General features: G+C 66.3%; 16 protein-coding genes, 1 tRNA gene and 1 other RNA gene. 7 read left to right on the top strand and 11 right to left on the bottom strand.

The annotated features are described in order from the left end of the window. Positions 1–65 precede the first annotated feature (65 nt). Positions 66–968, top strand: a complete 903-nt coding sequence (gene purU / locus DQ353_RS12705; RefSeq protein ID WP_113763123.1) for a formyltetrahydrofolate deformylase — start codon at positions 66–68, stop codon at positions 966–968. Between the two features lie 24 nt (positions 969–992). Next, complete coding sequence (locus DQ353_RS12700) at positions 993–3485, top strand: GcvT family protein (protein ID WP_113763113.1); 2493 nt, start codon at positions 993–995, stop codon at positions 3483–3485. On the opposite strand, the gene recR is transcribed toward DQ353_RS12700, so the two are convergent. From recR to DQ353_RS12675, 5 genes are all read right to left on the bottom strand, one after another. Continuing rightward, positions 3482–4144: a recombination mediator RecR gene (gene recR, locus DQ353_RS12695; RefSeq protein WP_113763112.1), complete on the bottom strand. Its 663-nt coding sequence runs from the start codon at positions 4142–4144 to the stop codon at positions 3482–3484. The two genes, DQ353_RS12700 and recR, sit on opposite strands and share 4 nt — an antisense overlap. Before the next feature lie 100 nt (positions 4145–4244). After that, on the bottom strand, positions 4245–7679 hold the full coding sequence (locus tag DQ353_RS12690; RefSeq protein ID WP_113763122.1) for a DNA polymerase III subunit gamma and tau: 3435 nt from the start codon (positions 7677–7679) through the stop codon (positions 4245–4247). After that, positions 7676–8596 carry a tRNA glutamyl-Q(34) synthetase GluQRS gene (gene gluQRS, locus DQ353_RS22310; RefSeq protein WP_113763111.1) on the bottom strand — a complete coding sequence of 307 codons (921 nt, stop codon included), beginning with the start codon at positions 8594–8596 and terminating at the stop codon, positions 7676–7678. The genes DQ353_RS12690 and gluQRS overlap by 4 nt, the downstream gene beginning before the upstream one ends. 63 nt (positions 8597–8659) lie before the next feature. Beyond that, an RNA gene (gene ffs / locus DQ353_RS12680) (signal recognition particle sRNA small type) lies at positions 8660–8756 on the bottom strand. A 70-nt stretch (positions 8757–8826) separates the two neighbouring features. Next, positions 8827–10239 (bottom strand): HNH endonuclease signature motif containing protein, encoded by a 1413-nt coding sequence (locus DQ353_RS12675; protein ID WP_181578376.1) that lies wholly within the window; start codon positions 10237–10239, stop codon positions 8827–8829. Between the two features lie 332 nt (positions 10240–10571). Between DQ353_RS12675 and DQ353_RS12670 the strand changes: the two genes are divergently transcribed. Both DQ353_RS12670 and DQ353_RS12665 read left to right on the top strand, forming a co-directional pair. After that, positions 10572–10656: transfer RNA gene (locus DQ353_RS12670), tRNA-Ser, on the top strand. A 150-nt stretch (positions 10657–10806) separates the two neighbouring features. Further along, a complete protein-coding gene (locus DQ353_RS12665; protein WP_181578375.1) occupies positions 10807–11589 on the top strand; it encodes a response regulator transcription factor in 783 nt (260 codons plus the stop codon). On the opposite strand, the gene DQ353_RS12660 is transcribed toward DQ353_RS12665, so the two are convergent. The 3 genes from DQ353_RS12660 to DQ353_RS12650 form a co-directional block, all read right to left on the bottom strand. Further along, a complete protein-coding gene (locus DQ353_RS12660; RefSeq protein ID WP_113763109.1) occupies positions 11579–11983 on the bottom strand; it encodes an Hpt domain-containing protein in 405 nt (134 codons plus the stop codon). The two genes, DQ353_RS12665 and DQ353_RS12660, sit on opposite strands and share 11 nt — an antisense overlap. Before the next feature lie 322 nt (positions 11984–12305). Next, complete coding sequence (locus DQ353_RS12655; protein WP_113763108.1) at positions 12306–14072, bottom strand: sensor histidine kinase; 1767 nt, start codon at positions 14070–14072, stop codon at positions 12306–12308. Between the two features lie 103 nt (positions 14073–14175). Further along, positions 14176–15201 carry an isopenicillin N synthase family dioxygenase gene (locus tag DQ353_RS12650; protein ID WP_113763107.1) on the bottom strand — a complete coding sequence of 342 codons (1026 nt, stop codon included), beginning with the start codon at positions 15199–15201 and terminating at the stop codon, positions 14176–14178. A gap of 180 nt (positions 15202–15381) precedes the next feature. Between DQ353_RS12650 and DQ353_RS12645 the strand changes: the two genes are divergently transcribed. Both DQ353_RS12645 and DQ353_RS12640 read left to right on the top strand, forming a co-directional pair. Further along, positions 15382–15681: a type II toxin-antitoxin system VapB family antitoxin gene (locus tag DQ353_RS12645; RefSeq protein WP_071214717.1), complete on the top strand. Its 300-nt coding sequence runs from the start codon at positions 15382–15384 to the stop codon at positions 15679–15681. Positions 15682–15749: 68 nt separating this feature from the next. Beyond that, the gene (locus DQ353_RS12640; protein WP_181578374.1) at positions 15750–16385 is read left to right on the top strand and encodes a LytR C-terminal domain-containing protein; all 636 of its coding nucleotides are present in this window, start codon (positions 15750–15752) and stop codon (positions 16383–16385) included. A 5-nt stretch (positions 16386–16390) separates the two neighbouring features. Here the strand turns inward: DQ353_RS12640 and DQ353_RS12635 are convergent, their stop codons facing one another. Together DQ353_RS12635 and DQ353_RS12630 are read right to left on the bottom strand one after the other, a co-directional pair. Beyond that, positions 16391–17113, bottom strand: coding sequence for a DsbA family oxidoreductase (locus tag DQ353_RS12635; protein ID WP_113763105.1), 723 nt, complete (start codon positions 17111–17113; stop codon positions 16391–16393). A gap of 294 nt (positions 17114–17407) precedes the next feature. Continuing rightward, the gene (locus DQ353_RS12630) at positions 17408–18772 is read right to left on the bottom strand and encodes an amino acid permease (RefSeq protein ID WP_286166801.1); all 1365 of its coding nucleotides are present in this window, start codon (positions 18770–18772) and stop codon (positions 17408–17410) included. 338 nt (positions 18773–19110) lie between these two features. On the opposite strand from DQ353_RS12630, the gene DQ353_RS12625 reads away from it, so the two are divergent. After that, positions 19111–19779: a YoaK family protein gene (locus DQ353_RS12625; RefSeq protein ID WP_113763103.1), complete on the top strand. Its 669-nt coding sequence runs from the start codon at positions 19111–19113 to the stop codon at positions 19777–19779. Here the strand turns inward: DQ353_RS12625 and DQ353_RS12620 are convergent. Continuing rightward, a complete protein-coding gene (locus DQ353_RS12620; protein ID WP_113763102.1) occupies positions 19776–20987 on the bottom strand; it encodes an MFS transporter in 1212 nt (403 codons plus the stop codon). The two genes, DQ353_RS12625 and DQ353_RS12620, sit on opposite strands and share 4 nt — an antisense overlap. Between the last annotated feature and the right edge of the window lie 79 nt (positions 20988–21066).

Genomic DNA, 21066 nt, shown 5'->3' with positions numbered 1-21066 from the left:
GCGATCCACTGGCCACCATCACCCAACAACCATCCACCTTTCAGCGACCCAAGGGAGCAACCAACGTGACCACCACGACCCACGAGACGACAGCGACCGCCAACGCCACGCACCCGCGCAGCGTCCGCTTCGTCCTGACCCTCTCTTGTCCCGACAAACCCGGCATCGTGCGGGCCGTGACCGGGTTCCTCGACGATGCCGGCTTTGACATCGCCGAGCACCAGCAATTCGACGACCACGTCGGCGGCCGGCTCTTCCTGCGCACCGCGCTGTCCGGAGGCGATCCACGGGAAACCGCCGGGACGCTGGAAGCCGCGTTCGGAAAGCTGGCGGGGGAGTTCGACATGGACTTCGCGTTCCACGACGGGCGGGCGCAGCGCGTGCTGGTCATGGTCTCGAAGTTCGGGCACTGCCTCAACGACCTGATCTACCGCTGGCGGACCGGAACGCTCGGGGCCGAACTGGTGGCCGTCGTCTCCAACCACGAGGACCTGCGCCCCATGGCCGAGGCCGCCGGGCTGCCGTTCATCCACATCCCGGTCACCGCCGACACCAAGCCCGCGGCCGAGGCCCGGCTCCAGGACGTCATCGCCGAACACCGGGCCGACGTGGTGGTGCTGGCCCGCTACATGCAGGTGCTCTCCAACGAGCTGACCGCCGCGCTGCACGGGCGGGCCATCAACATCCACCACTCGTTCCTGCCCGGGTTCAAGGGAGCCAAGCCCTACCACCAGGCCTACGCACGCGGCGTGAAGATGGTCGGGGCCACCGCGCACTACGTCACCGAGTCCCTGGACGAGGGACCGATCATCGAACAGGAGGTGTTCCGGGTCGACCATGTCCCGGACGCCGACGCCCTGGCGCGGATCGGGCGCGACGCCGAGGCCCAGGCCCTCGCCCGGGCCATCACCTGGCATTGCCAGCACCGCATCCTGCTGAACAACACCCGCACCGTCGTCTTCCGCTAAGCACCCCCGAAAAGGAGCATTTCCATGAACCAAGCACCGAACGTCGTGATCATCGGGGCCGGCATCGTCGGCGCGAACCTGGCCGACGAGCTGGCCGTCCGCGGCTGGACCAACACCACCGTCATCGAGCAGGGGCCCCTGCACCTGGCCGGCGGGTCCACCTCCCACGCCCCGGGCCTGGTCTTCCAGACCAACCCGTCCAAGTCGATGACCGAGTTCGCCAGCTACACCGTCGAAAAGCTGCTGTCCCTTCAGAAGGACGGCACCTCCTGCTTCAACCAGGTCGGAGGGCTGGAAATCGCCACCACCCCCGAACGCGTGGAGGAGCTGGCGCGCCGGCACGGATTCGCCACCTCCTGGGGACTCGAATCGCGGCTGATCGACGCGGCCGAATGCAAGGCGCTCCATCCGTTGCTGGATGAGAATGCGGTGCTGGGCGGCTTCCTGGTTCCCTCCGACGGGCTGGCGTCCGCGGCGCGGGCGGTGCAGCTGCTCATCGAGAAGTCCACCGCTGCCGGGGTGCGGTTCCTGGGGGACACGACCGTCACCGGGATCGAGCAGGACGGGGGCAAGGTCACCGGGGTGAGGATCGGGGACGACACGGTCATCGAGGCCGACATCGTGGTCTCCTGCGCCGGATTCTGGGGCCCCGCCATCGGGGACATGATCGGGATGCGCGTGCCGTTGCTGCCGCTGGCCCACCAATACGTCACCACCGACGCGCTGCCGGAGCTCGCCGGGCACAACTCCGGCCCCCACGGGGCGTCCCTGCCGATCCTGCGCCACCAGGACAAGGACCTGTACTACCGCGAGCACGGGGATCGGATCGGCATCGGCTCCTACGCCCACCGCCCGATGCCGGTGGCCCTGGACTCCCTGGCGAAGGTGCCGGCCCAGGACATGAGCGAGCACGAGATGCCCTCGCGGCTGGACTTCACCGAAGCCGACTTCCTGCCCTCCTGGGAGGACTCGAAGGCGCTGCTGCCTGCATTGGGCGGTCGTTCGATCGAGGACGGGTTCAACGGCATCTTCTCCTTCACCCCCGACGGCGGCCCGCTGGTGGGTGCGGCCCCGCAGCTGGAGGGCTTCTACGTGGCCGAAGCCGTCTGGGTGACCCATTCGGCCGGCATCGCCCGCGCGGTGGCCGAGCTGCTGATCGACGGGCAGTCCTCGATCTCCCTGCACGAGGGCGAGGTGACCCGCTTCGAGCCGGTGCAAACCACCAAGGAGTACATCTCGGAGACGTCCCAGCAGAACTTCGTGGAGATCTACGACATCCGCCACCCGCTCGAGCCGCGCACCTCACCCCGGGATCTGCGCTCGGCCCCGTTCCGGGCCCGCCAGGAAGAGCTTGGCGCGTTTTTCCTGGAATCCGCCGGCTGGGAACGTCCGCACTGGTTCGAGGCCAACCGGCACCTGCTCGAGACCATGCCCGATGCATGGCGCTCCCCTCAGCGCGACTCCTGGTCCAACCAGTTCCACTCGGAGATCTCGGCGGCCGAGGCCTGGCGGACCCGCACCGCGGTGGCCATGTACGACATGACCCCGCTCAAGCGGCTCGAGATCACCGGGCCCGGCGCCCTGGCGCTGCTGCAGAGGCTCAGCACGGGCAACATCGCCAAGAAGCCGGGCGCTGTCACCTACTGCCTGCTGCTGAACGCGGACGGCGGTATCCGAAGCGACGTGACGATCGCGCGGCTGGGGGAAGAACGCTTCCAGCTGGGCGTGAACGGAAACATCGACCTGGACTACTTCAGCGTTGAGGCGCGCCGGGCCGCCGCGGCGGACCCGGGGGCCTGGGCACACGTTGCCGACATCACCGGTGCCACCTGCTGCATCGGGCTGTGGGGGCCGCTGGCCCGCGAGGTCATGGCGAAGGTGAGCGCGAACGACTTCTCCAACGACTCGCTGAAGTACTTCCGCAGTGCCGAGGTGGTCATCGGCGGGATCCCGGTCACCGCGATGCGCCTGTCCTACGTGGGCGAGCTCGGCTGGGAACTTTATGCCAGCGCCGAGACCGGGCAGCGGCTCTGGGACGTGCTCTTTGCGGCCGGGGCCGAACACGGGATCATCGCCGCCGGGCGCGGGGCGTTCAACTCGCTGCGCCTGGAAAAGGGCTACCGTCTCTGGGGCACCGACGTGACCCCCGAGCACCACCCGTTCGAGGCCGGGCTGGGCTTCTCCATCGCCAAGGACAAGACCGGGTTCGTGGGGGCGCAGGCCGTGGACGTGCTGCGCAACCAACCCTCGGAGCGGGCGCTGCGCTGCCTGACCATCAACGACGGGACCTCGATGGTGCTGGGCAAGGAGCCGGTGTACCTCGACGGGAGCCCGGCCGGCTACGTGACCAGTGCCGCCTACGGCTACACGGTGCGCACGCCGCTGGCCTACGCCTGGCTCCCCGCCTCCACGGTGGAGGGGGACCAGGTCGAGATCGAGTACTTCGGCCGACGGATACCGGCGACGGTGGCCGCGGACCCGCTCTTCGATCCGAAGATGGAGCGACTGCGCGGCTAGGACGCGGAGGCCGGCTCCTGGGACGGCGGGGCGGTGCGCACCAGCGGGGCGGCGGGGGCCGGCTGCGCGGTGTTGCGCCGTCCCTCGATGGCGCGGGCCAGGGTGACCTCGTCGGCGTACTCCAGGTCCCCGCCCACCGGCAGGCCGGAGGCCAGCCGGCTGATCTTGATGCCCAGCGGGCGCAGCGTGCGCACCAGGTAGGTGGCCGTCGCCTCGCCCTCCAGGTTCGGGTCGGTGGCCAGGATGATCTCGGTGATGCGCTCATCGCCCAGCCGGGCGATCAGCTCGCGGATGTGCAACTGCTCCGGGCCGATCCCGTTGATCGGGTTGATGGCCCCGCCCAGCACGTGGTACCTGCCGGTGAAGGCGCGCGAGCGCTCGATGGCGATGACGTCCTTGGATTCCTCGACCACGCAGATGATGTCGTCCCCGCGTCGCTCGTCGCGGCAGATCGAGCAGGTCTCCGACTCGGAGACGTTGAAGCACACGGTGCAGAATTTCACCCGTTCCTTGACCACGGAGATGACCTGCGCCAGGCGCTTCATGTCCTCCGCATCCGCTTCGAGGATGTGGAAGGCAATGCGCTGGGCAGACTTCGGGCCGATGCCCGGAAGCCTTCCCAATTCGTCAATCAGTTCCTGGACTGCGCCTTCGTACACTTGGATTCACACTGCCTAATCTTGCTGTTCGCTGCGACCTTGTTTGCGTGCACCAGACACTACACACCGGCCCCGACGCTTGGTCCCGGCCGGCGGGCCGTCATCGAGGCCGGTTGGGGCGCTCGATCACGTTGCCCTGCGCGTCGCGTTCCTCGATGACGAGGCCCTTGAGGATGCGTTCGATGGCGGGAACCCCGATCAACGAGGAATCCTCGATCTCGATGTCGTCGTCACTGGGGACGAACTCCGTCTCATCCAATTCTACTGGTGCAACCGGTGCCTGCGGGCGCTGCTCCGCAAGCGGCGTTGTCCGCGGGCGGGCGAAATCCGGGGCGTCGTCCGGGTTGCCCCAGGCACCGGCCGACGGATCGGTGGTGATCGGGGCATGCACGGGTGCCGGGTGCGAATCGGTGAACCCGGCGGCCCGGTTCATCAAACGCTGGTAGCGGCTGAGCTTGCCGCCGGTGGCGGGCACCGGGGCACCTGGTTCCTCGGCGGCCGGGACGGGAGCCGGAACCGGCATGCCCCAGGTGGCGGCCGATGCACCGGGGGGAGGAGCAACCGGGCGGTCGGCAGCACCCAGGGACGGGGCCGGGGCGACGTAGCCCTTGGGCGTTGCCGGAGGCGGGGCCGCCGGCAACGTGGCGCCGGCCGCTCCCGAAGGATCGTCCTCGACGGCAGGACCGGCAACCGGGGTTCCCAGCTCACCTTCCCAGTCGGGCACCGGCACGGAGGAAGCATCCCAGTCGCCGCCGCCGTCATCCCACGGCTCGGAATCCCAGGTGGGTTCCGGTCCGAAGCCAGGGTCCTCGGCGGAGGCCTCCGCGAGGGGCTGCTCGGCCACCGGAAGCGGGGTCGGTGCCGGTGCCGCGGGCGCGACTGCGGCTGCAGGCTGCGGGGCGACCGGTTGTGGAGCAGCCGGTGCCGCGGATGCCGCCGAGGGTGCGGTTGCCGCGGCGGGCGCGGGCGCGGCGGGAGCGCCCTGGGCGGCAGGTTCCGGTGCGGCTTCCCGGCCGGGTTGGCTCGGAACGGGCGCACTGGAAGGGGAAGGGGCGGTGTGCTGCTGTGGTGCGGATTCAGCTGGACCAGTGGTCACCGCCGGCTCGGGCCGGCGATCAACTTTTGGGCCAGAACCACCCGCGGGTGCGGAGCCTCCCTCTGCGATGACCAACTCTATGTTCACGCCGAGCACCTTCTGGATGCTCTGCCCCAGGATCGCAACGTTGTCCGCCCGCGCGGTGAATGCGGTCATGGCGCCGGTGTGAGCGAAGCTCACGGTCAGCGTGCGGCCGTCAAAGCCGGTGACCGACGCGTTCGGCGCCACCATCATCCAGACGAACCGCTTGTTGCCCTTGAGCTCTTCCAGGATGTCGGGCCAAGCGCGGCGGAACATTTCCACCGAGCCGGTGCCGCCGGATTGCGCCGACGGGCCCTGGCCCTGCTGCGGATGTGCGGCCGGTGGCTGCTGCTGACGCGGTGCCTGATTCTGCTGTTGCTGCAGCGGAGGCATCTGACCCTGCGGCTGCCCCTGCTGTTGCCGGGCTTCGGTCGGCTGCTGCTGGCGTTGCTGCCCGGGGGCTTGGCTCTGCTGCTGCGCGGCGTATTGCTGCGCATTCCGCGGCTGGGGGGCGGCCTGTTGCTGTTGCGCGGCTCGCTGCTCGGCTGCAGCACGTTCTTGCGCGGCACGTTCTTGCGTGGCACGTTCCTGTGCAGCTCGCTCGGCGGCGGCATGCTCCTTGGCGGCCTGCTCTTCCTTGACCTTCTTGGTGAAATCCGCCATGGCCTGGTTTTGCTGCAGCGGTGCGGGTTCGGGTGCCGGAGCTGCTGGCTCGCCCTCGGTCTCCGGGGCGCGATCGGGCAGGATGCTGAACGGTGGCACATTGGCTGGCGGGTGCACCGGGGTGCCCTGGGCGGGCGAGACCGGCTCGGTGACGGGGTTGACGGGGCCCTCGGGAACCGGTCCCCAGGTTCCGCCCCAATCGGGGGAGTGCCCGGCCGGTTCCCCGGCTGCGGGAGCTTCCGCAACGGGTGCCGACGGTGCCGGTGCCGCCGATGTTTCCGGTGCGGGTGCAGCAGCGGCGGCGGGAGCGGCCGAAACCGGGGCTTGGGAAGGCTCGTCGACCTGTTCGATGAGAACTTCAGCGGGTGCGGACGGGGCAGGCGCGGCTTCGCTTGCAGCGGGGGCATCGGGGATTGCCGGGGTTGCCGGCGCCTCGGCGGCGCCGCCTTCCTTCTGCGCACGGGCCGCGCGCAGGGCCTCGCGTACCGCGGCCGCACCCTGGCCCGAGGATTCGCCCTCGAATCCGGCGTTGGAACCGCCATGGCCCGGCTGGCCGGAGTCGCCTGCCGGCATCGGTGGAATCTCGTCGCCGGAGTAGGCCAGGCGGCGTTCGATCCGGTCCATGCGCGCGTTGAAACCACGTTCGGTGGCGTCCGAGGCCGGAAGCAGCAGTCGGGCGCAGAGCAGCTCGAGGTGCAGGCGCGGCGACGTCGCACCGGTCATCTCGGTCAGACCCGCATTGGTGACATCGGCCCAGCGGCTGAGCTCGGCCTGGCCGAGTCCCGCGGCCTGGGCCTGCATGCGGTGCAGCTGGTCCTCGGGCAGGCCGCGAATGATCTGGGAGGCATTCTCGGGAACCGCGCGCACGATGATCAGGTCGCGGAAGCGTTCGAGCAGGTCCTCGACGAATCGTCGCGGGTCGTGCCCGGTCTGCACCACGCGGTCCACGGCGGCAAACACGGTTGCCGCGTCCCCGGCGCCGAGGGCATCGACGACATCGTCGAGCAGCGTGGCGTGGGTGTAGCCGAGCAGCGAAACCGCCAGCTCGTAGTCCAGGCCGTTGGGCCCGGCACCGGCGATCAGCTGGTCAAGCACGGACAGCGAGTCGCGCACCGACCCGCCGCCTGCCCGGATGACCAGCGACAGCACGCCCGGGGCCACGGAGACGCCCTCGGCCGTGCACAGGTACTCGAGGTACTTGATCAGCGGCTCGGGCGGGACCAGACGGAACGGGTAGTGGTGGGTGCGCGAGCGGATGGTGCCGATGACCTTGTCCGGCTCGGTCGTCGCGAAGATGAACTTGATGTGCTCCGGCGGCTCCTCGACGATCTTCAGCAGGGCATTGAAGCCCGCCGAGGTGACCATGTGGGCCTCGTCGATGATGAAGATCTTGTACCTGTCGCGCACCGGGGCGAAGGTCGCGCGTTCGCGCAGGTCGCGGGCGTCGTCGACGCCGCCGTGGGACGCCGCGTCGATCTCGATCACGTCGAGGGACCCCGGGCCGCCGCTGGCCAGCTCGATGCAGCTGGGGCAGGTTCCGCACGGGGTCGGCGTTGGGCCCTGGGCGCAGTTCAGGCAGCGGGCCAGGATGCGGGCGGACGTGGTCTTGCCACAGCCGCGCGGACCCGAGAAGAGATAGGCATGGTTGACCCGGTTCTTTTCCAGGGCCGTCATCAGCGGCGTGGTGACATGTTCCTGCCCGATCACGTCCGCAAAATTGTCTGGACGGTAGCGACGGTAAAGAGCTGTACTCACGAGGGCCACCCTATCGGTTTTCCGGATGCATGCGCACCCGGATCGGTTGTGAAGACCCACGGTTGCGTGGGCAGCAGTGCTGGATCGAAGGCCGCCAGCGCCGCGGAGAGCGAGTCGCCGGGCAACCCCAATGAGGCAAGGATCATGGTGCGTGCCGCCGCGGCGTCGATGCCCACGGCGGCAAGCCGGCCCAGGGTCACCGACCCGTCGCGCTTGGCCAGGCGCTTGCCGTCCGCGTTCAGGGCCAGCGGCACATGGGCGTAGACCGGAGGTTCGGCGCCGAGCAGCCGGGCCAGGTAGGCCTGCCGCGGGGCCGAGGAGAGCAGGTCGTCGCCGCGGACCACCTGGTCGATGCCCTGGGCCACGTCGTCGACGACCACCGCCAGATTGTAGGCCGGGACCCCGTCGTTGCGCAGCACCACGAAGTCGTCCACGACCCCGGTGTATTGGCCGTGCAGCACGTCGGTGACGGTGAAGGCTTCCGCCTCGGTGCGCAGCCGCCAGGCTGCCGGCCGCAGCCCGCGCTTGGCGACCCGTTCGGCCTCGGTGAGATCCCGGCAGGTCCCGGGATAGGTTCCGGGTGCGGCGTGCGGGGCGCTGGAGGCCTCGGCAATGTCGCGCCGGGTGCAGAAGCATTCATAGAGCAGGTCGCGGGCCCGCAACGAGCCGAGGGCCTCCGCATAGAGGCCGGAGCGCTCGGACTGCCTCACGACCTCTCCGTCCCAGGTGAGCCCGATGGCGGCGAGGTCGGCAAGCTGGAGTTCCTCGGCGCCGGCACGTGCGCGGTCGAGGTCCTCGATGCGCATGAGGAATCCGCGTGAGCTGGAGCGGGCGAAGAGCCAGGCCAGGATCGCGGTGCGCAGGTTGCCCAGGTGCAGTTCTCCCGAGGGGCTGGGAGCGAACCGTCCGGAACCCATCGACCTACTCCCTTTCGACTCCCGGTTTCGAGGTGGTGGGGCCAACACTCGTTGCGGGAAAATAGTAAAGGCCCCTCATGCACCTGCCAGAGCCCATCTACCCTTGCTACCTTCCGGTCCTGGGGGAGTTCAACAGGATGACACCACATGAGGGGCCGTCAAATAGTCTACCCGAGACAGTGCCCAGGCCCGAAATCCGCATGCGTCGATCGGCTCACGTATTCCTGCCTTCACGGCTCGGGGGCGTCGTCGCCGATTCCCGGGATCTTCTCGGACCCGTTCCAGCCCAGCAGCCGCTTGGTTTGCGCATCGATCGTGGTTCCGGGCAGCATCAGCTGGACCGGCGGCGCATCGGGGCCCAGGGGGCGGGGGTACAGCAGCCCGTCGGGCAGCTCCAGCTGAGTCAGGCCGTGCGGGGTGCGCCATTGCAGCGAACCGTTGCCCAGGTACACAGCTTGCCAGCCCAACACATGCTTGTAGATCTGGTGCCGCTTGCACAGCAGCTGGGCATTGCGCGCCGAGGTGCCGCCTCCGGCTGCCCAGTCGTCGATGTGGTCGAATTCGGAGAGGTCCGGGGCCCGCCGGCAGCCGGGAAACCGGCAATGCTCGTCGCGCACCCGCAGAAAATCACGCAATGCCTTGGAGGGCTTGTATCGCTTGCGGCCCAAATCCAGGACGGAGCCGGTCCACGGGTCGGTGAGAATGGGCCGCAGCGACGGCGCCGCGGCGGCCAGCCGCACCGCGACACCGATCGGTATGGGGCCATACCCCTCAAGGTTGGCGGTCCCGCGCTCCGGGTTGGCCAGCAGCTCCAGTGCCGGGATTGTCAGCCCCACAAAGGGCGGGGGTTTCTTCGTAGGCTGACCGGGCCAGCCCTCGAGCAGCGAATCCCTGAAGACGTCGGCACGCAGCTGGCCCAGCGCCCGGTCAGCTTCGCCCGGGAGCAACAGGTTGGCGTGAGTGGAAACGGTGTTGTAGATGGCCAGCACGTCTTCGGCGGGCATGTAGGCCTGCAGCACCGCCATCCCGTCTTCTTCGGGCCACCACACCAGCGAACGTCCCGTCTCCGCCCGCGACCTGCGGTCCGCGGCAGATTCAGGATGCAGTCGCTCCCGTGCGCGCTTGATGCGCAATGCCATGGCCGCATCGGAGGCGGTGGCCGCGGTGGGAAGCAGGCTCGCCTCGATTTGTCGGGCGGTTGCGCGTGGGATGCCGCGGGTCTGTTTCACCAGCGCTGCGGCCGTGCGTGAGGTGATGGATCCGGTGTACAAGGCGAAGAGGGAGGCCTCGTGTACGGTCCGCAGGCCCTCGGCGGTGGCCAGCCTGTTGAAGGTGGAATGCTCCGAGGTCCTGGTGACCATGGCGGCCTCGGCCACGAACGAGGATCGGTTCAGGTCCTGGTCCAGCCGGGAGAGCGGATAACCGTGTTCCTCGATCTCCCGCTTGTAGTCAAAGAGCGTGGGGTTCTCCTCCGACAGCGGAGTAGGCATGCCGCGCTGCACCATCTCGGAGGTGTCGGCCAGCAATGTGGATTCCAGCCCGTCGATCATGGCGCGGATCCGACTGAGCTCGCGCAACTGGTTCAGGCCCTGTGCCGGGTTTCGCGGGGAATGGGTCGATGTGAGCTTCGCTACTGCCCTCATGAGGGGGCTTCGGGCCAGGAAGGCTTCCACAAGGGTGCTCCAAGTGCCATCCATCCCGGCATAGTAACGAGACCCGGCAGGCGGCACGCCACCTCCTTCTGGCCCGGAATTGCTCTGGTGCGCCGCAAATTTTCCCATGTTCCAGTTCAACCCGGCACGGTCCAGCCCGCGCCCGGCCGCTGCCCGGCTGTGGAGTGCGGCCGGGGCCATCCGGGGGTGTGCGGGAAAGGGCTCCGGGCTGCCCGAAGCGGCTCTTGGGTGTGGGCTTCGAGCGTCGATTAGTTGTCATCGAAATTGTCCGCTATGCTGGAACCTGCTCTTTGGAGCAAGCTGGAGGATTCGCCTAGCGGCCTATGGCGCACGCCTGGAACGCGTGTTGGGTTCACGCCCTCGGGGGTTCAAATCCCCCATCCTCCGCGGATACGGTATCGGTCTTGACCTGAGAAATCTCGTCAAGGCCGATTTCGTTTAAGCTGCACCACCCGATCGGGAAATCGTTAGACTAACGACCAGTGCATTGGCGAAAGTTGATGGCGCCAATCGAACGTAGCTGAAGAGGTGAGTGTGTTGACCGAACGCCGTATCGCAGTGGTCGTGGAAGACGACGCCGACATCCGGGGGTTGCTGGAGGTTGTCCTGCAGCAATCCGGGTTTGACGTCCATTCCACGGATTCAGGGGTTGCCGGCGTGGAATTGGTGGAATCCCACCATCCCGATCTGGTCACCCTGGATATCGGTTTGCCGGACATCGACGGATTCGAAACCGCCCGCCGGATCCGCAGCGTCTCCGACGCGCACATCCTGATGCTCACCGCGCGGTCCGACGAGATCGATACTGTCCTGGGACTCGAATCAGGTGCCGACGAATATGTCACCAAGCCGTTCCGCCCTCGTGAGCTGCGTGCCAGGGTCGATGCGATCATGCGCCGGCGCACGGGCCTCAGCGGCCCGGCGCACGGCGCCGCGCCCGCTGAGAACCGACCTGCGGCCCAAGCCCAGGACGAGGCGGCCACCGACGAGGCCCACCTGCGCGGCTTCAACGGGTTGGTCATGAATGTGGCCACCTACTCGGTCCACGTTGACGGGGAAGCCAAAGTCGTCACGCCGACGGAGTTCACGCTGCTCGAATCGCTCCTGGGTGCCAAGGGCCACATCCGTACCAAGACCGATTTGGTGAGGCGGTTGCGCAACGAGGATTCCGACGCCGGAACCTACGTCTCGGCGTCCGATGAGCGGTCCGTGGAGGTGCATGTGGGAAACCTGCGGCGCAAGCTGGGAGACTCTGCCCAGGAACCGCGTTGGATTGAAACCGTGCGCGGGGTTGGCTACCGCGCGGTGGCTAGGCGTTAGCCGACCCTAGATATGCCCTTAGTGCGTGCTCGGCAAATCCGGGTGCGCCCAACACCGCAAGGATCGTGCCCCCGGCCCGCTCGATGCGGCCAATGAGTTCGCCCTGGACCTCCCGCTGGTCGTCCCGGAAAGCGTCGTGCAGCAGAAAAGCCAGCCAGGCCAGGCCGTGGGCTCCGGCCATGGTTGCCGCGGACTTCAAGGAGAGCGCGGCATCCTGTCCCGCGGCTCCGTCGTGCAAGGAATGGGCCTGGTTCAGCCGTGTGATTCGCCTCGGCAGAAGCGACTTGAATTGGGCAATGAACTCGTCGACGCATTGCGGTCCCAGGTCCGAGCACAGTTTTCCCAGGGTCTGCGTGCATACCGCGTCGTCAGGGGAAATGGGCAGGAACCTCATGGTCCCATCATGCTGCGCAAAGCTCACGAACGGGCCCCAAAAACGCTCAAGACAACCTCAAGGAAGTCGCCATGATTCTTGAGGATACTGTGCGGCAATATTGCCTGCGTTTGGATGAAAAATTGATGTTGACAAGGAATAGTGTTGATTGCTGAAGGATCGGGTGAATCCGCGCCGACGGCAACGGGGAAAGTGATGAGTCCCCGAATACCAATTCAAGGTTCTTCACTCGCATCATGGGGGCGTGAGTGGACTCGACGAACCTGGCAAAGTGTGAGTTTCAGGTGCACCTTGAACTCACACTTTGTTTTTAAGCCGCCGTTCAGCGGCGAGAGTCCGGGTGCACGGACGGAAGGCCCAGCGGGCGGACCGAGGACCCCGTGCCGGAGCCCGGGGACCTGCGCGGCAGGGTGACGGTCATGGTCGTTCCCGCACCCAGCTTGCTTTCGGCCGTGATCGTCCCGCCATGGGCATTGACCAGCTCCTGGCTTATTGCCAGTCCAAGGCCGACACCAGGCAGCCCGGAGCGCCTGGCCCTCTCGGTGCGGAAGAAGCGGGTGAAGAGGCCCTGGAGGTCCTCATCGGACATCCCGTGCCCGGTGTCGATGACCCGGAGCGTGATCTCCTTGCTGTTGCAGTTCATGTCCACCGTGACGGATCCCCCTGCGTCGGTGTACTTGATGGCGTTGGACACGAGGTTGTCCACCACCTGTCCCAGGCGCAACGGATCGCCCAGCACGGCCTCGTGGCATAGGTTTCCCTTGAGCAACGCGATCCCCGCGGTTTCGGCACGAGGGCAGAGGGACTCGATCTGGGCGTGGATCACCGCCCCGAGGTCCATGGCGACGATATTGACCTGGTGGTGTCCGGCCGCCGCGGCGAGCAGGTCGTTGACCATGTGGAGCATCCGCTCGGAATTCCGTGAGATCACATCCACGGCATGATTCTGGGAGTGGTTCAGGCCTGTATCGTCCTGGAGCAGTTCGAGGTAGCCCAGGATCGAAGTCAGCGGGGTGCGAAGCTCGTGGCTCACGTTGGCGAGGAAACGGTCGCGGGTCTTTGAAGCCTCGATGAGCGGGGTGATGTTCTTGAACATGGTCACCGCACCGTCGTAGGCACCGTCTTCGCCAAAGAACGAGCGGGCCGACGTGGACAGGTACATGGGGTTGGAGAATGGGCCCATCGCAAATAATTCGTCGGTGAATTCCTCTTGGCGGATCGCGCGGATGACCGGCCGGTCATGGGGATCCAGGAGCTCGTCGACCGGCTCGTAGTCGGAGGTGACTGCGCGTATCAGCAGCTGGGACTCGTTGGGGTTGGGATTGTTCTCCGGGGTGGCATGCCGGTGCTGGAAGCGCTGGACGTCGTTCATGAACACGTCGTGGCCGTCGCGATCCACCACGACGACCCCGACGTTTGCGGCATTGAGCACGGCGTTCAGCAGGTGGGTCTGCCGCCTGCTGGTGGCCAGTGTCGCGCGCAGCTGCCGTTCGGCCAGCACGGTGTTGTGTGCAGCGATGACCGTGGTGGTGGCCAGGGCCAGGATGGCCAAGGGAATGATCAGCGGCTTGGACATTGCCTCCAGGGAGAAGGCAGTGCCGTGGTGCCACAGTTGCAGCCACGTCGCAGCCAACGGCACGACGAACGAGAGCAGCAGCGTCGTGCGCGGGACGACGCCGGACCAGGCAAACCAGAAGACCGGGAAGGCAATGAACAGGCTGACCCCGCTGAGCCAGGGATAGGCGCCCACGGCCATCAGGGTTGCCGACACCAGACCGAGCGCTGGGATCGAAAGGTACGACTGTGGGCCCAGTCGCGTCCACGGGACGGTCCAGGCCAGCACGCTGTTGAGCAGCGTCAGCAGCACCCCTGCCACGAAATGCCCGTCCCCGTAGATTTCCTCGGGGGCCGTGATGGCCGCCAGGATGCAGGCGATGGCCACCGCCAGCAGCATGGGTGTTTGCGACCAGCCGGCTTTGCGGCGCAACGGGAGGTCGGCAAACGGGACGCCCTTGGTGACAAGCCGGGAGATCAGCGACGGCAACCGGGCTCCCGTGTGGCGCTGCCGGCCCGTGTTCGTGGCACTCATAGGTACAGCATAGGTTCCGTCCCGGCCTGTCCGTGGACTTGTGACCAGGCCGATCCGGATACGGACGGCCAAGTCACCCGTTACATGTCCGCAGGGGGAAGAGCTATTTCACCAGGTTCGGGTAGTGCGCCTTCGCGGTCTGAGGGTGGGCGCGAAGCCAGCCCTTGAGGACATTGGCGCCGTAGGAAGCCAGCATCGGGTTCTGCGGGTCGTCGGAAACGCCGCGGGCCTCGGAGGCTAGCTCGGCCGGCAGCGGCACGGTGTTGATGACCGAGTCCAGGCGCGGGGAATAGAAGAAGGGGACCGAGTACCGGTCAACTCCGGCCGGTGGAGCGGTGACCCGGTGGATGGTGGCCATCAGGTAGCCGTTGGTGGCGACCTCGAGCATCTCGCCGATGTTGACCACCAGAGCGCCCTCGATCGGCTCGACCTCGATCCACTCGTCCTGGCCGTAGGGCTGGACCTGGAGCCCGCCAACCGCGTCCTGCAGCAGCAGGGTGATGAAACCATAGTCGGCGTGGGCGCCGACGCCCTGGGTTCCGGCACCGGGGACGATCCCCCCACCGACGTAATGCACCAGCTTGCCCATCCATGCCGGGGTCTCCGCGAAGGGCTCGTCGAAGTATTCCTGGGGCAGGCCCAGGCCGACGGCCAGTGCGGAGAGCAGCTCGGCACCGACGCGGTTCATCAGCGTTGACCATTCCATGGCGACGGTTTCAAGCTGCGGGAACCGGGCCGGCCACTGGTTGGGACCCTGCAGGTTCAGGTAGGGCGCATCGGCCGGGACGTCGGTGAGGACCTCGCGCTCCGGCCCGTAGTCGATTTGTTCACGCGAATCGGCACGGCCTCGGGTGATTTCGGCACCCAGCCGGGTGTAGCCGCGGAACTGTGCCGAGGTGCGGTTGTCCAGTTCCAGCTTCTGTTCGACGGGCAGAGCGAAGAACTCTGCCAGGGTCTTGAGCAAGTTCTGCGTCGTGCCTTCACCGGCGCCGAAGCCGGTGATCTGGAAGAAGCCCACGCGGTGGGCGGCGTCGCGCAAGGCCGTAATGAAACCTTCATCAAAACTGCCATCGGCGCGACGTGCGGTAGACATGTCTAGGACCGGAACGGTGGTGAGAACTGTACTCATGAATCAAGAATGCACCCGGTCGGCTGGTTTGTGACAGTGAAGGTTACGTCCCGTTCCGTAGTGTGAATCCATGCGTCGGGACCCTTGACGCAGGCTGTGAAACCGCCTAAGAAATCCGCGACTCGCACAAAAATCCGTGGATCGGCCCAAATGTCGCTAGAAGTTTCCTAAGCTGGTCAAGTGATCTTCAAATCTGTCGGCGATTCCCGCCCGTACCCGGAACACGGCTACGTCACCCCGAAGGACTGGTCTTCCGTAGCGCCCATGCAGGTGCGCCTTGACGAGCTGGTGACCACCAAGAGCACCTTGGACCTGGCGGCGTTGCTGGCCGAGGACTCCACGTTCTTCGGGGACCTGTTCCCGCACGTCGTGCAGTGGAAGGGCACCCGCTACCTGGAAGACGGACTGCACCGCGCCGTCCGCACGGCCCTGCACCAACGTTCGATCCTGCACGCCCGCGTGCTGGTCCTGGAAGACTAGGGGAGACCTTGGCGCGCAATACCGATCCAAATGATTGGCACGGCCACCGAATCATCTCCGAAGACCAATTGGCGAGCCCCGAATTCACCACGGATGCCAGGATCAAGAAGCGGCGCACCATCCGCCACGGAATCATCCTTACGTTTATCCTGCTGGTCCTGATCGCGTCCCTGGTCCTGGCCTACATGGTCAACACCCGTTCCCTGATCATCGATGCGCTTGAGCCCAAGCCGGTTGCCGAGGCCCCGATTGCGGTGAACGAGGCCTGCCCCACCACGAAGTTCAACTATGTCGACCCGGCCAAGATGAAGGTCAACGTCATGAACGCCACGCAGGTTTCTGGCCTGGCCGGTGCCACGGCAACGAAGCTGAAGAAACGCGGATTCAAGGTCGGGGACGTGGGCAACGCGCGCCTGTCCAACGTCGAGGTGGTGGGCGCCGTGACCTCCGGGCCCGACGGTTACGCCCAAGCCATGACGGTGCAGCGGCACATCAAGGACCTGACCTACGTCTATGATCCCAAGCGCCCGGGGAAGACCGTGGACTTGGTCGTTGGCACCAAGTACAAGGACCTGGTCAGGGAAAAGTCGGTCAACAAGAAGCCCGGGAAGCTTGGTTGCACCCCGCCGAAGCCGAAGGGCGATGCAAAGCCGTCGACGGCCCCGGAAAAACCGGAACCGTCGACGGAGCAAAAAGACAAATAGCGGGATTAGCTGCAGCCCTCGGGACCGCACACCTCACCGTCTGGTGAGGGTGTGCCGAGCATCTGCAGGGTCTCGCCTCCGATTTCCTTCCAGACCTGGTTCAGGGCCTGCTCGAAGACCTCCGATGGCTGGGCGCCGGAAATCCCGTACTTGTCCTCCAGGACGAAGAACGGTACGCCACTGACACCCAGCTCGCGGGCACGAACACCATCGGCCCGCACCGCATCGGCGTACTTGTCCCCGGAGAGCACCTCGGCTGATTCCGCCGGGTCGAGGCCCACGGAATCGGCGATGCCTTGGAGCGCCGCGGTGCTGCCGGTGTCCACGCCCTTCTCGAAATGGGCCGAGAGCAGGGCTTCCTTCATCTTGTTGCCGAGGTTGCGCTCCTTGGCCAGCGCCAGCAGGCGCAAGGCGGTGAAGGAGTTGGCCGGGCGCAATGCCTCGAAGTCGTAGTCCAGGCCTTCCCCGGCTGCCTGGGCGGTGACATGCTCGAGCATTCCGGCGACCTGCTCGGCGGGCATGCCCTTGGCCTTGACCAGGTAGTCCACTTCGCTGCCTTCGTAGTGGTCCGGCAGCGAAGGATCGAGCTGGAACGCATGCCATGTCACGTCGACCTTGTCCCCGAAGGGAAGGGCCGCAACGGCCGTCTCGAAGCGGCGCTTGCCAATGAAGCACCAGGGGCAGGCAATGTCGGAATAAATGTCAACGCTCAGGCGGGTTTCAGTCATACCTTGGGCAACAGCCGAGCCGGAGGGCATATTCCCTGCAATCGCCGGGCCGGAGCGGGGCCTTGGTCACCAATACCGGTCGGTGCCGGATGCCACCGGCCCGGCCGGAAGTGGGGATGGCTTCGGATTCCCGGGCGCGGGAGATTGGCGGATTGGCTGCTCGCTCGGCCGGAAATGCAGGTACGCGCATCGATTTCCCCTGGCGGAATGGATCGCCATAATGCAAAAGGACCCACGGGACCACTCATTGAGCGTCCCGGGGGTCCTGCCGATGCGACTGCGGGATCCTGTCCGCTAGTGCGAATCGGCAGACACGTATTCGCGCCCGGTTTCGTCGACCAGCTCGGCACGTTCGTGGCCCTTGCCGCGGACCCATACCTTGTAGGCGACGAAGAGGAACGCGATCCACACGGTGCCCACGACCAGGGCCACGCGGGTGGCGGGCATGATGCCCAGCAGCACGATCACAAAGCCCATGAAGCCCAACGCCACGTAGGAAGCGGCCGGCCACCAGGGGGAGGGGAACTCCGAGGCGGGCAACCCCTCGCGCTTGATGGCCCGCTTCATGGCGATGTGCGAGAGCAGGATCATGACCCATACCCAGACGGTCGCGAAGGTCGCGATCGAGGCGATGATCAGGAACAGTGATTCGGGCAGCAGCGCGTTGAGCACCACGCCGGCCAGCAGCACGATGCCCATGGTCAGCACTGTCATCCAGGGCACCCCGTTGCGGGAGATCTTGGCGAAGGATGCCGGGGCGTGGCCCTGCTGGGCCAGGCCGAACATCATGCGTCCGGCCCCGAAGATGTCGGAGTTGATGGCCGAGATCGCGGCGGTGATCACGACGGCGTTGAGGATATGTGCCGCCGCGGGGATGCCCAGGGAGTCGAAGATCTGCACGAACGGACTGCCCTCCGAGCCGACCTGGTTCCACGGGTAGATCATCATCAGTACGCCCAGGGTGCAGACGTAGAACAACAGGATGCGAACCGGTACGGTGTTGATCGCAGCGGGGACGACCTTCTTGGGGTTCTCAGCTTCGCCGGCGGTGATGCCGATGGTCTCGATGCCGCCAAAGGCAAACATCACGATCGAGAAGGAAGCCAGCAATCCCCAGAAGCCGTTGGGGAAGAACCCTCCGGCTGCAAGCAGGGTGCCGAGCCCGGGGTTCGCCTCGGCCGGCAGCCCGAAGCCGAAGAGCACGATCAGCACCCCGCCGATGATCATGGCGATAATGGCGGAGACCTTGATCAGCGAGAGCCAGAACTCTGTCTCGCCAAAGACCTTGACCTTCATCATGTTCAGCGCGGCTATGAAGAAGACCACGGCCAGGATCCAGATCCAGCGCGGCACATCCGGGAACCAGAATCCCATGTAGATGCCGAACGCGGTGACGTCCGCGATTGCGACGATCGCCATCTCGAAAGCAAACGTCCAGCCGGTGATGAACCCCGCGAACGGGCCCAGGTACTTGGAGGCGTATTGGCCGAAGGACCCGGAGACCGGGTGCCGCACCGCCATCTCGCCCAACGCCCGCATCACCATGAAGACGGCGGCGCCGCCGAGCATGTAGGCCAGCAGGACCGCCGGGCCGGCGGCCTGGATGGCGGATGCGGAACCGTAGAACAGTCCGGTGCCGATGGCCGAGCCAAGGGCCATGAATCGGACGTGGCGGACATTCAGACCGCGGGCAAGCGCCTGGGCAAATTGGGGCACGGAAATAAACCTTTGGTTGGAAGGGGCTTGTTCAATGATAAGTGGGCAACCCGAATCGGTTGTGGTTCGGTGGCGTGGATCACCCCCAAGCCCGCACTGCAAGTTGGCCGGGCGAAAACCTGAAAGCGCGGCCTGCGTGCGTCGAGGCAGCCCGGTTTGGGCGCGTCAATATAATGGGTGGGAGCCGGAAGCGATCTTGAGCGCGCACCGGGCCCATGATTTTGCGGGTGCCCCAGCCCGGAGCGTAGCTTTGCGCCGGGGCACGGATGAGGAGAAAACACGTGGCGCGGTCTTTGGGATGGCGGGGAGTCGCCTTTGCCAGTGGACTAACCGCAATTGCCGGATTCGTGGATGGCGTGGCGTTCATCCACTTTGGCGGATTCTTTGTCTCGTTCATGAGCGGGAACTCGACCCGTTCCAGTGCGGGACTCGCAGAAGGAAACTACTTCGAGTGGGCGTTGGCCATCGGGCTGGTGCTCAGCTTCGTGCTGGGCGTGGCCGCGGCGACCTTGGCCAGCCAGGTGCCGTCGGTGCACCGGCGCGGAGCGGTGCTCTCGGTGTCCTCGGTCTTCCTGGTGGCTGCGGCCTTGACCACGCTCGGGTCGCTCCATGCCGTGTGGACAGCGGCCTTGATGGCCATGTCCATGGGTGCCATCAACGCGACCTATACGCGCCGCGGCGAAGTCAGCGTGGGGCTGACGTACATGACGGGGGCCCTGGTGAAGATGGGCCAGCACCTGGCGACCGCGCTGGTCGGCGGACCCAAGTGGGCTTGGCTGCCGTACGGCGCGCTCTGGGCCATGATCACGATGGGTTCCTTCGTCGGGGCCTTCCTCTACCTGCAGGTGGGATTGTTGATCCTGTGGGTAGCCGCGTTGGCACTGGTCCTGTGGACTGTCGTTGCCTTCCTGAGGGACAGCCCCGGACGGATCTTCGGAACCCTCGGTTAGGCCGTCCTGGGCCGGGTGCCGCGCGCATGGCGGCCGTGGACCTGGAAGTACAGGGCGATGCCAAGGGCCGACAGCACCGCGAGGATCCCGAACATGCCTGTGTAGCCCAGGTGGGGGATGAGCATTCCCAGCATCACCGGCCCAAAGCCGATCCCGACATCAAGCATCAGGAAGAATGTCGAGGTCGCCACGCCGAGTTCCGCCGGGGGCACCGCGTTCACGGCAATGGCCTGGGCGCAGGGCATCAGCGCCCCGAAACCGAATCCGGTCAGTGCCGCGGCCGAGGCGACGGTCAGGTTGCTCGGAGTGAACGCCAGCGCCGCCATGCCCAGGGCAAAGACGACCAGCAGCGGATACATGATGGCGTTGTCGCCCCGCCGGTCCTGGATGCGTCCGGCAAAGAGCCGGGAAACCAGCACCGTGACGGCGTAGACCAGGAAGAACCAGCTGGCGGCCTCGGCCATGGAGCTGGAAATCAGGAAGGGGGCCAGGAAAGAGATGATCCCCGAGTAGGCGATGCCGCAGACCAGCAGCACCAGGGAGATGGGCAGCGCGGCGGGGCTGATGATGGAACGGATGAAGCTGCCGCGCCGCGGGGCACCCTCGTGCTTGGCGTGCAGCCGAGGCGGCTCTGGCATGTGCATCGTCAATGCGATGGCCAGTGCGGACGCCGATGAAACCGTGCAGAACACGAAGACGGAGGTGTAGTTGCCGTTCGCGGCCAGCACCACCGCCAAGAAGGGGCCCGCCGCGGTGGACAAGGTGGTGGAAAGACCGAAGTATCCGGTTCCCTCGCTGCGCCGTGCCGGGGGAATGATGGCCTGGACCGCGGTGGCGATCGCGGTGTTGCCCGATCCGAAAGCCATGCCATGGACAAACCGGACGATGAGCAGCAGCCACATGGTGTCGCTGAAGATGTAGAGCACCGAGGCCAACACGAACACGCACAGCGAGATGACCATCAGTCGCTTGCGTCCCAGGACGACCAGCAGCTTGCCGGCAAAGAAACGCGCGGTGACCGAACCGATGATGAACGCGCTCGAGGCCAATCCGGCGGCGCTGTCCGAAGCATTGAATCTGTCCACGGCGTAGATCGCCATCGAGGTCATCAAGAGGTAGAAGACCATGGAAATGAACAGGTTGGCGGTGGCGGCGAGCAGGAAATCCCGGGTGAAGAGTTTCGTGGGGGGATCGTGTGGCTGGCTCACCGGGCTCCTTCTGGGGTTCTTCCTGCTTTTGGTCCCGAATCGGGGCCATCCACAATTATCGGCCCCGGGCTTGGCGGGT

It is taken from the genome of Arthrobacter sp. AQ5-05, assembly GCF_003287975.1.
Taxonomy (GTDB): domain Bacteria; phylum Actinomycetota; class Actinomycetes; order Actinomycetales; family Micrococcaceae; genus Paeniglutamicibacter.
Note: the sequence above shows the minus strand (reverse complement) of the source record. Positions and strands in the feature narration are given on the sequence as shown.

What these genes read in the sequence shown, in the direction of transcription:
- DQ353_RS12635 (WP_113763105.1), bottom strand. Translation starts at nt 17,113, where the DNA reads ATGACTGAAACCCGCCTGAGCGTTGACATTTATTCCGACATTGCCTGC.
- DQ353_RS12675 (WP_181578376.1), bottom strand. Translation starts at nt 10,239, where the DNA reads ATGAGGGCAGTAGCGAAGCTCACATCGACCCATTCCCCGCGAAACCCG.
- DQ353_RS12700 (WP_113763113.1), top strand. Translation starts at nt 993, where the DNA reads ATGAACCAAGCACCGAACGTCGTGATCATCGGGGCCGGCATCGTCGGC.
- DQ353_RS12655 (WP_113763108.1), bottom strand. Translation starts at nt 14,072, where the DNA reads ATGAGTGCCACGAACACGGGCCGGCAGCGCCACACGGGAGCCCGGTTG.
- DQ353_RS12650 (WP_113763107.1), bottom strand. Translation starts at nt 15,201, where the DNA reads ATGAGTACAGTTCTCACCACCGTTCCGGTCCTAGACATGTCTACCGCA.
- gluQRS (WP_113763111.1), bottom strand. Translation starts at nt 8,596, where the DNA reads ATGGGTTCCGGACGGTTCGCTCCCAGCCCCTCGGGAGAACTGCACCTG.
- DQ353_RS12630 (WP_286166801.1), bottom strand. Translation starts at nt 18,772, where the DNA reads ATGGCCCTTGGCTCGGCCATCGGCACCGGACTGTTCTACGGTTCCGCA.
- DQ353_RS12660 (WP_113763109.1), bottom strand. Translation starts at nt 11,983, where the DNA reads ATGAGGTTCCTGCCCATTTCCCCTGACGACGCGGTATGCACGCAGACC.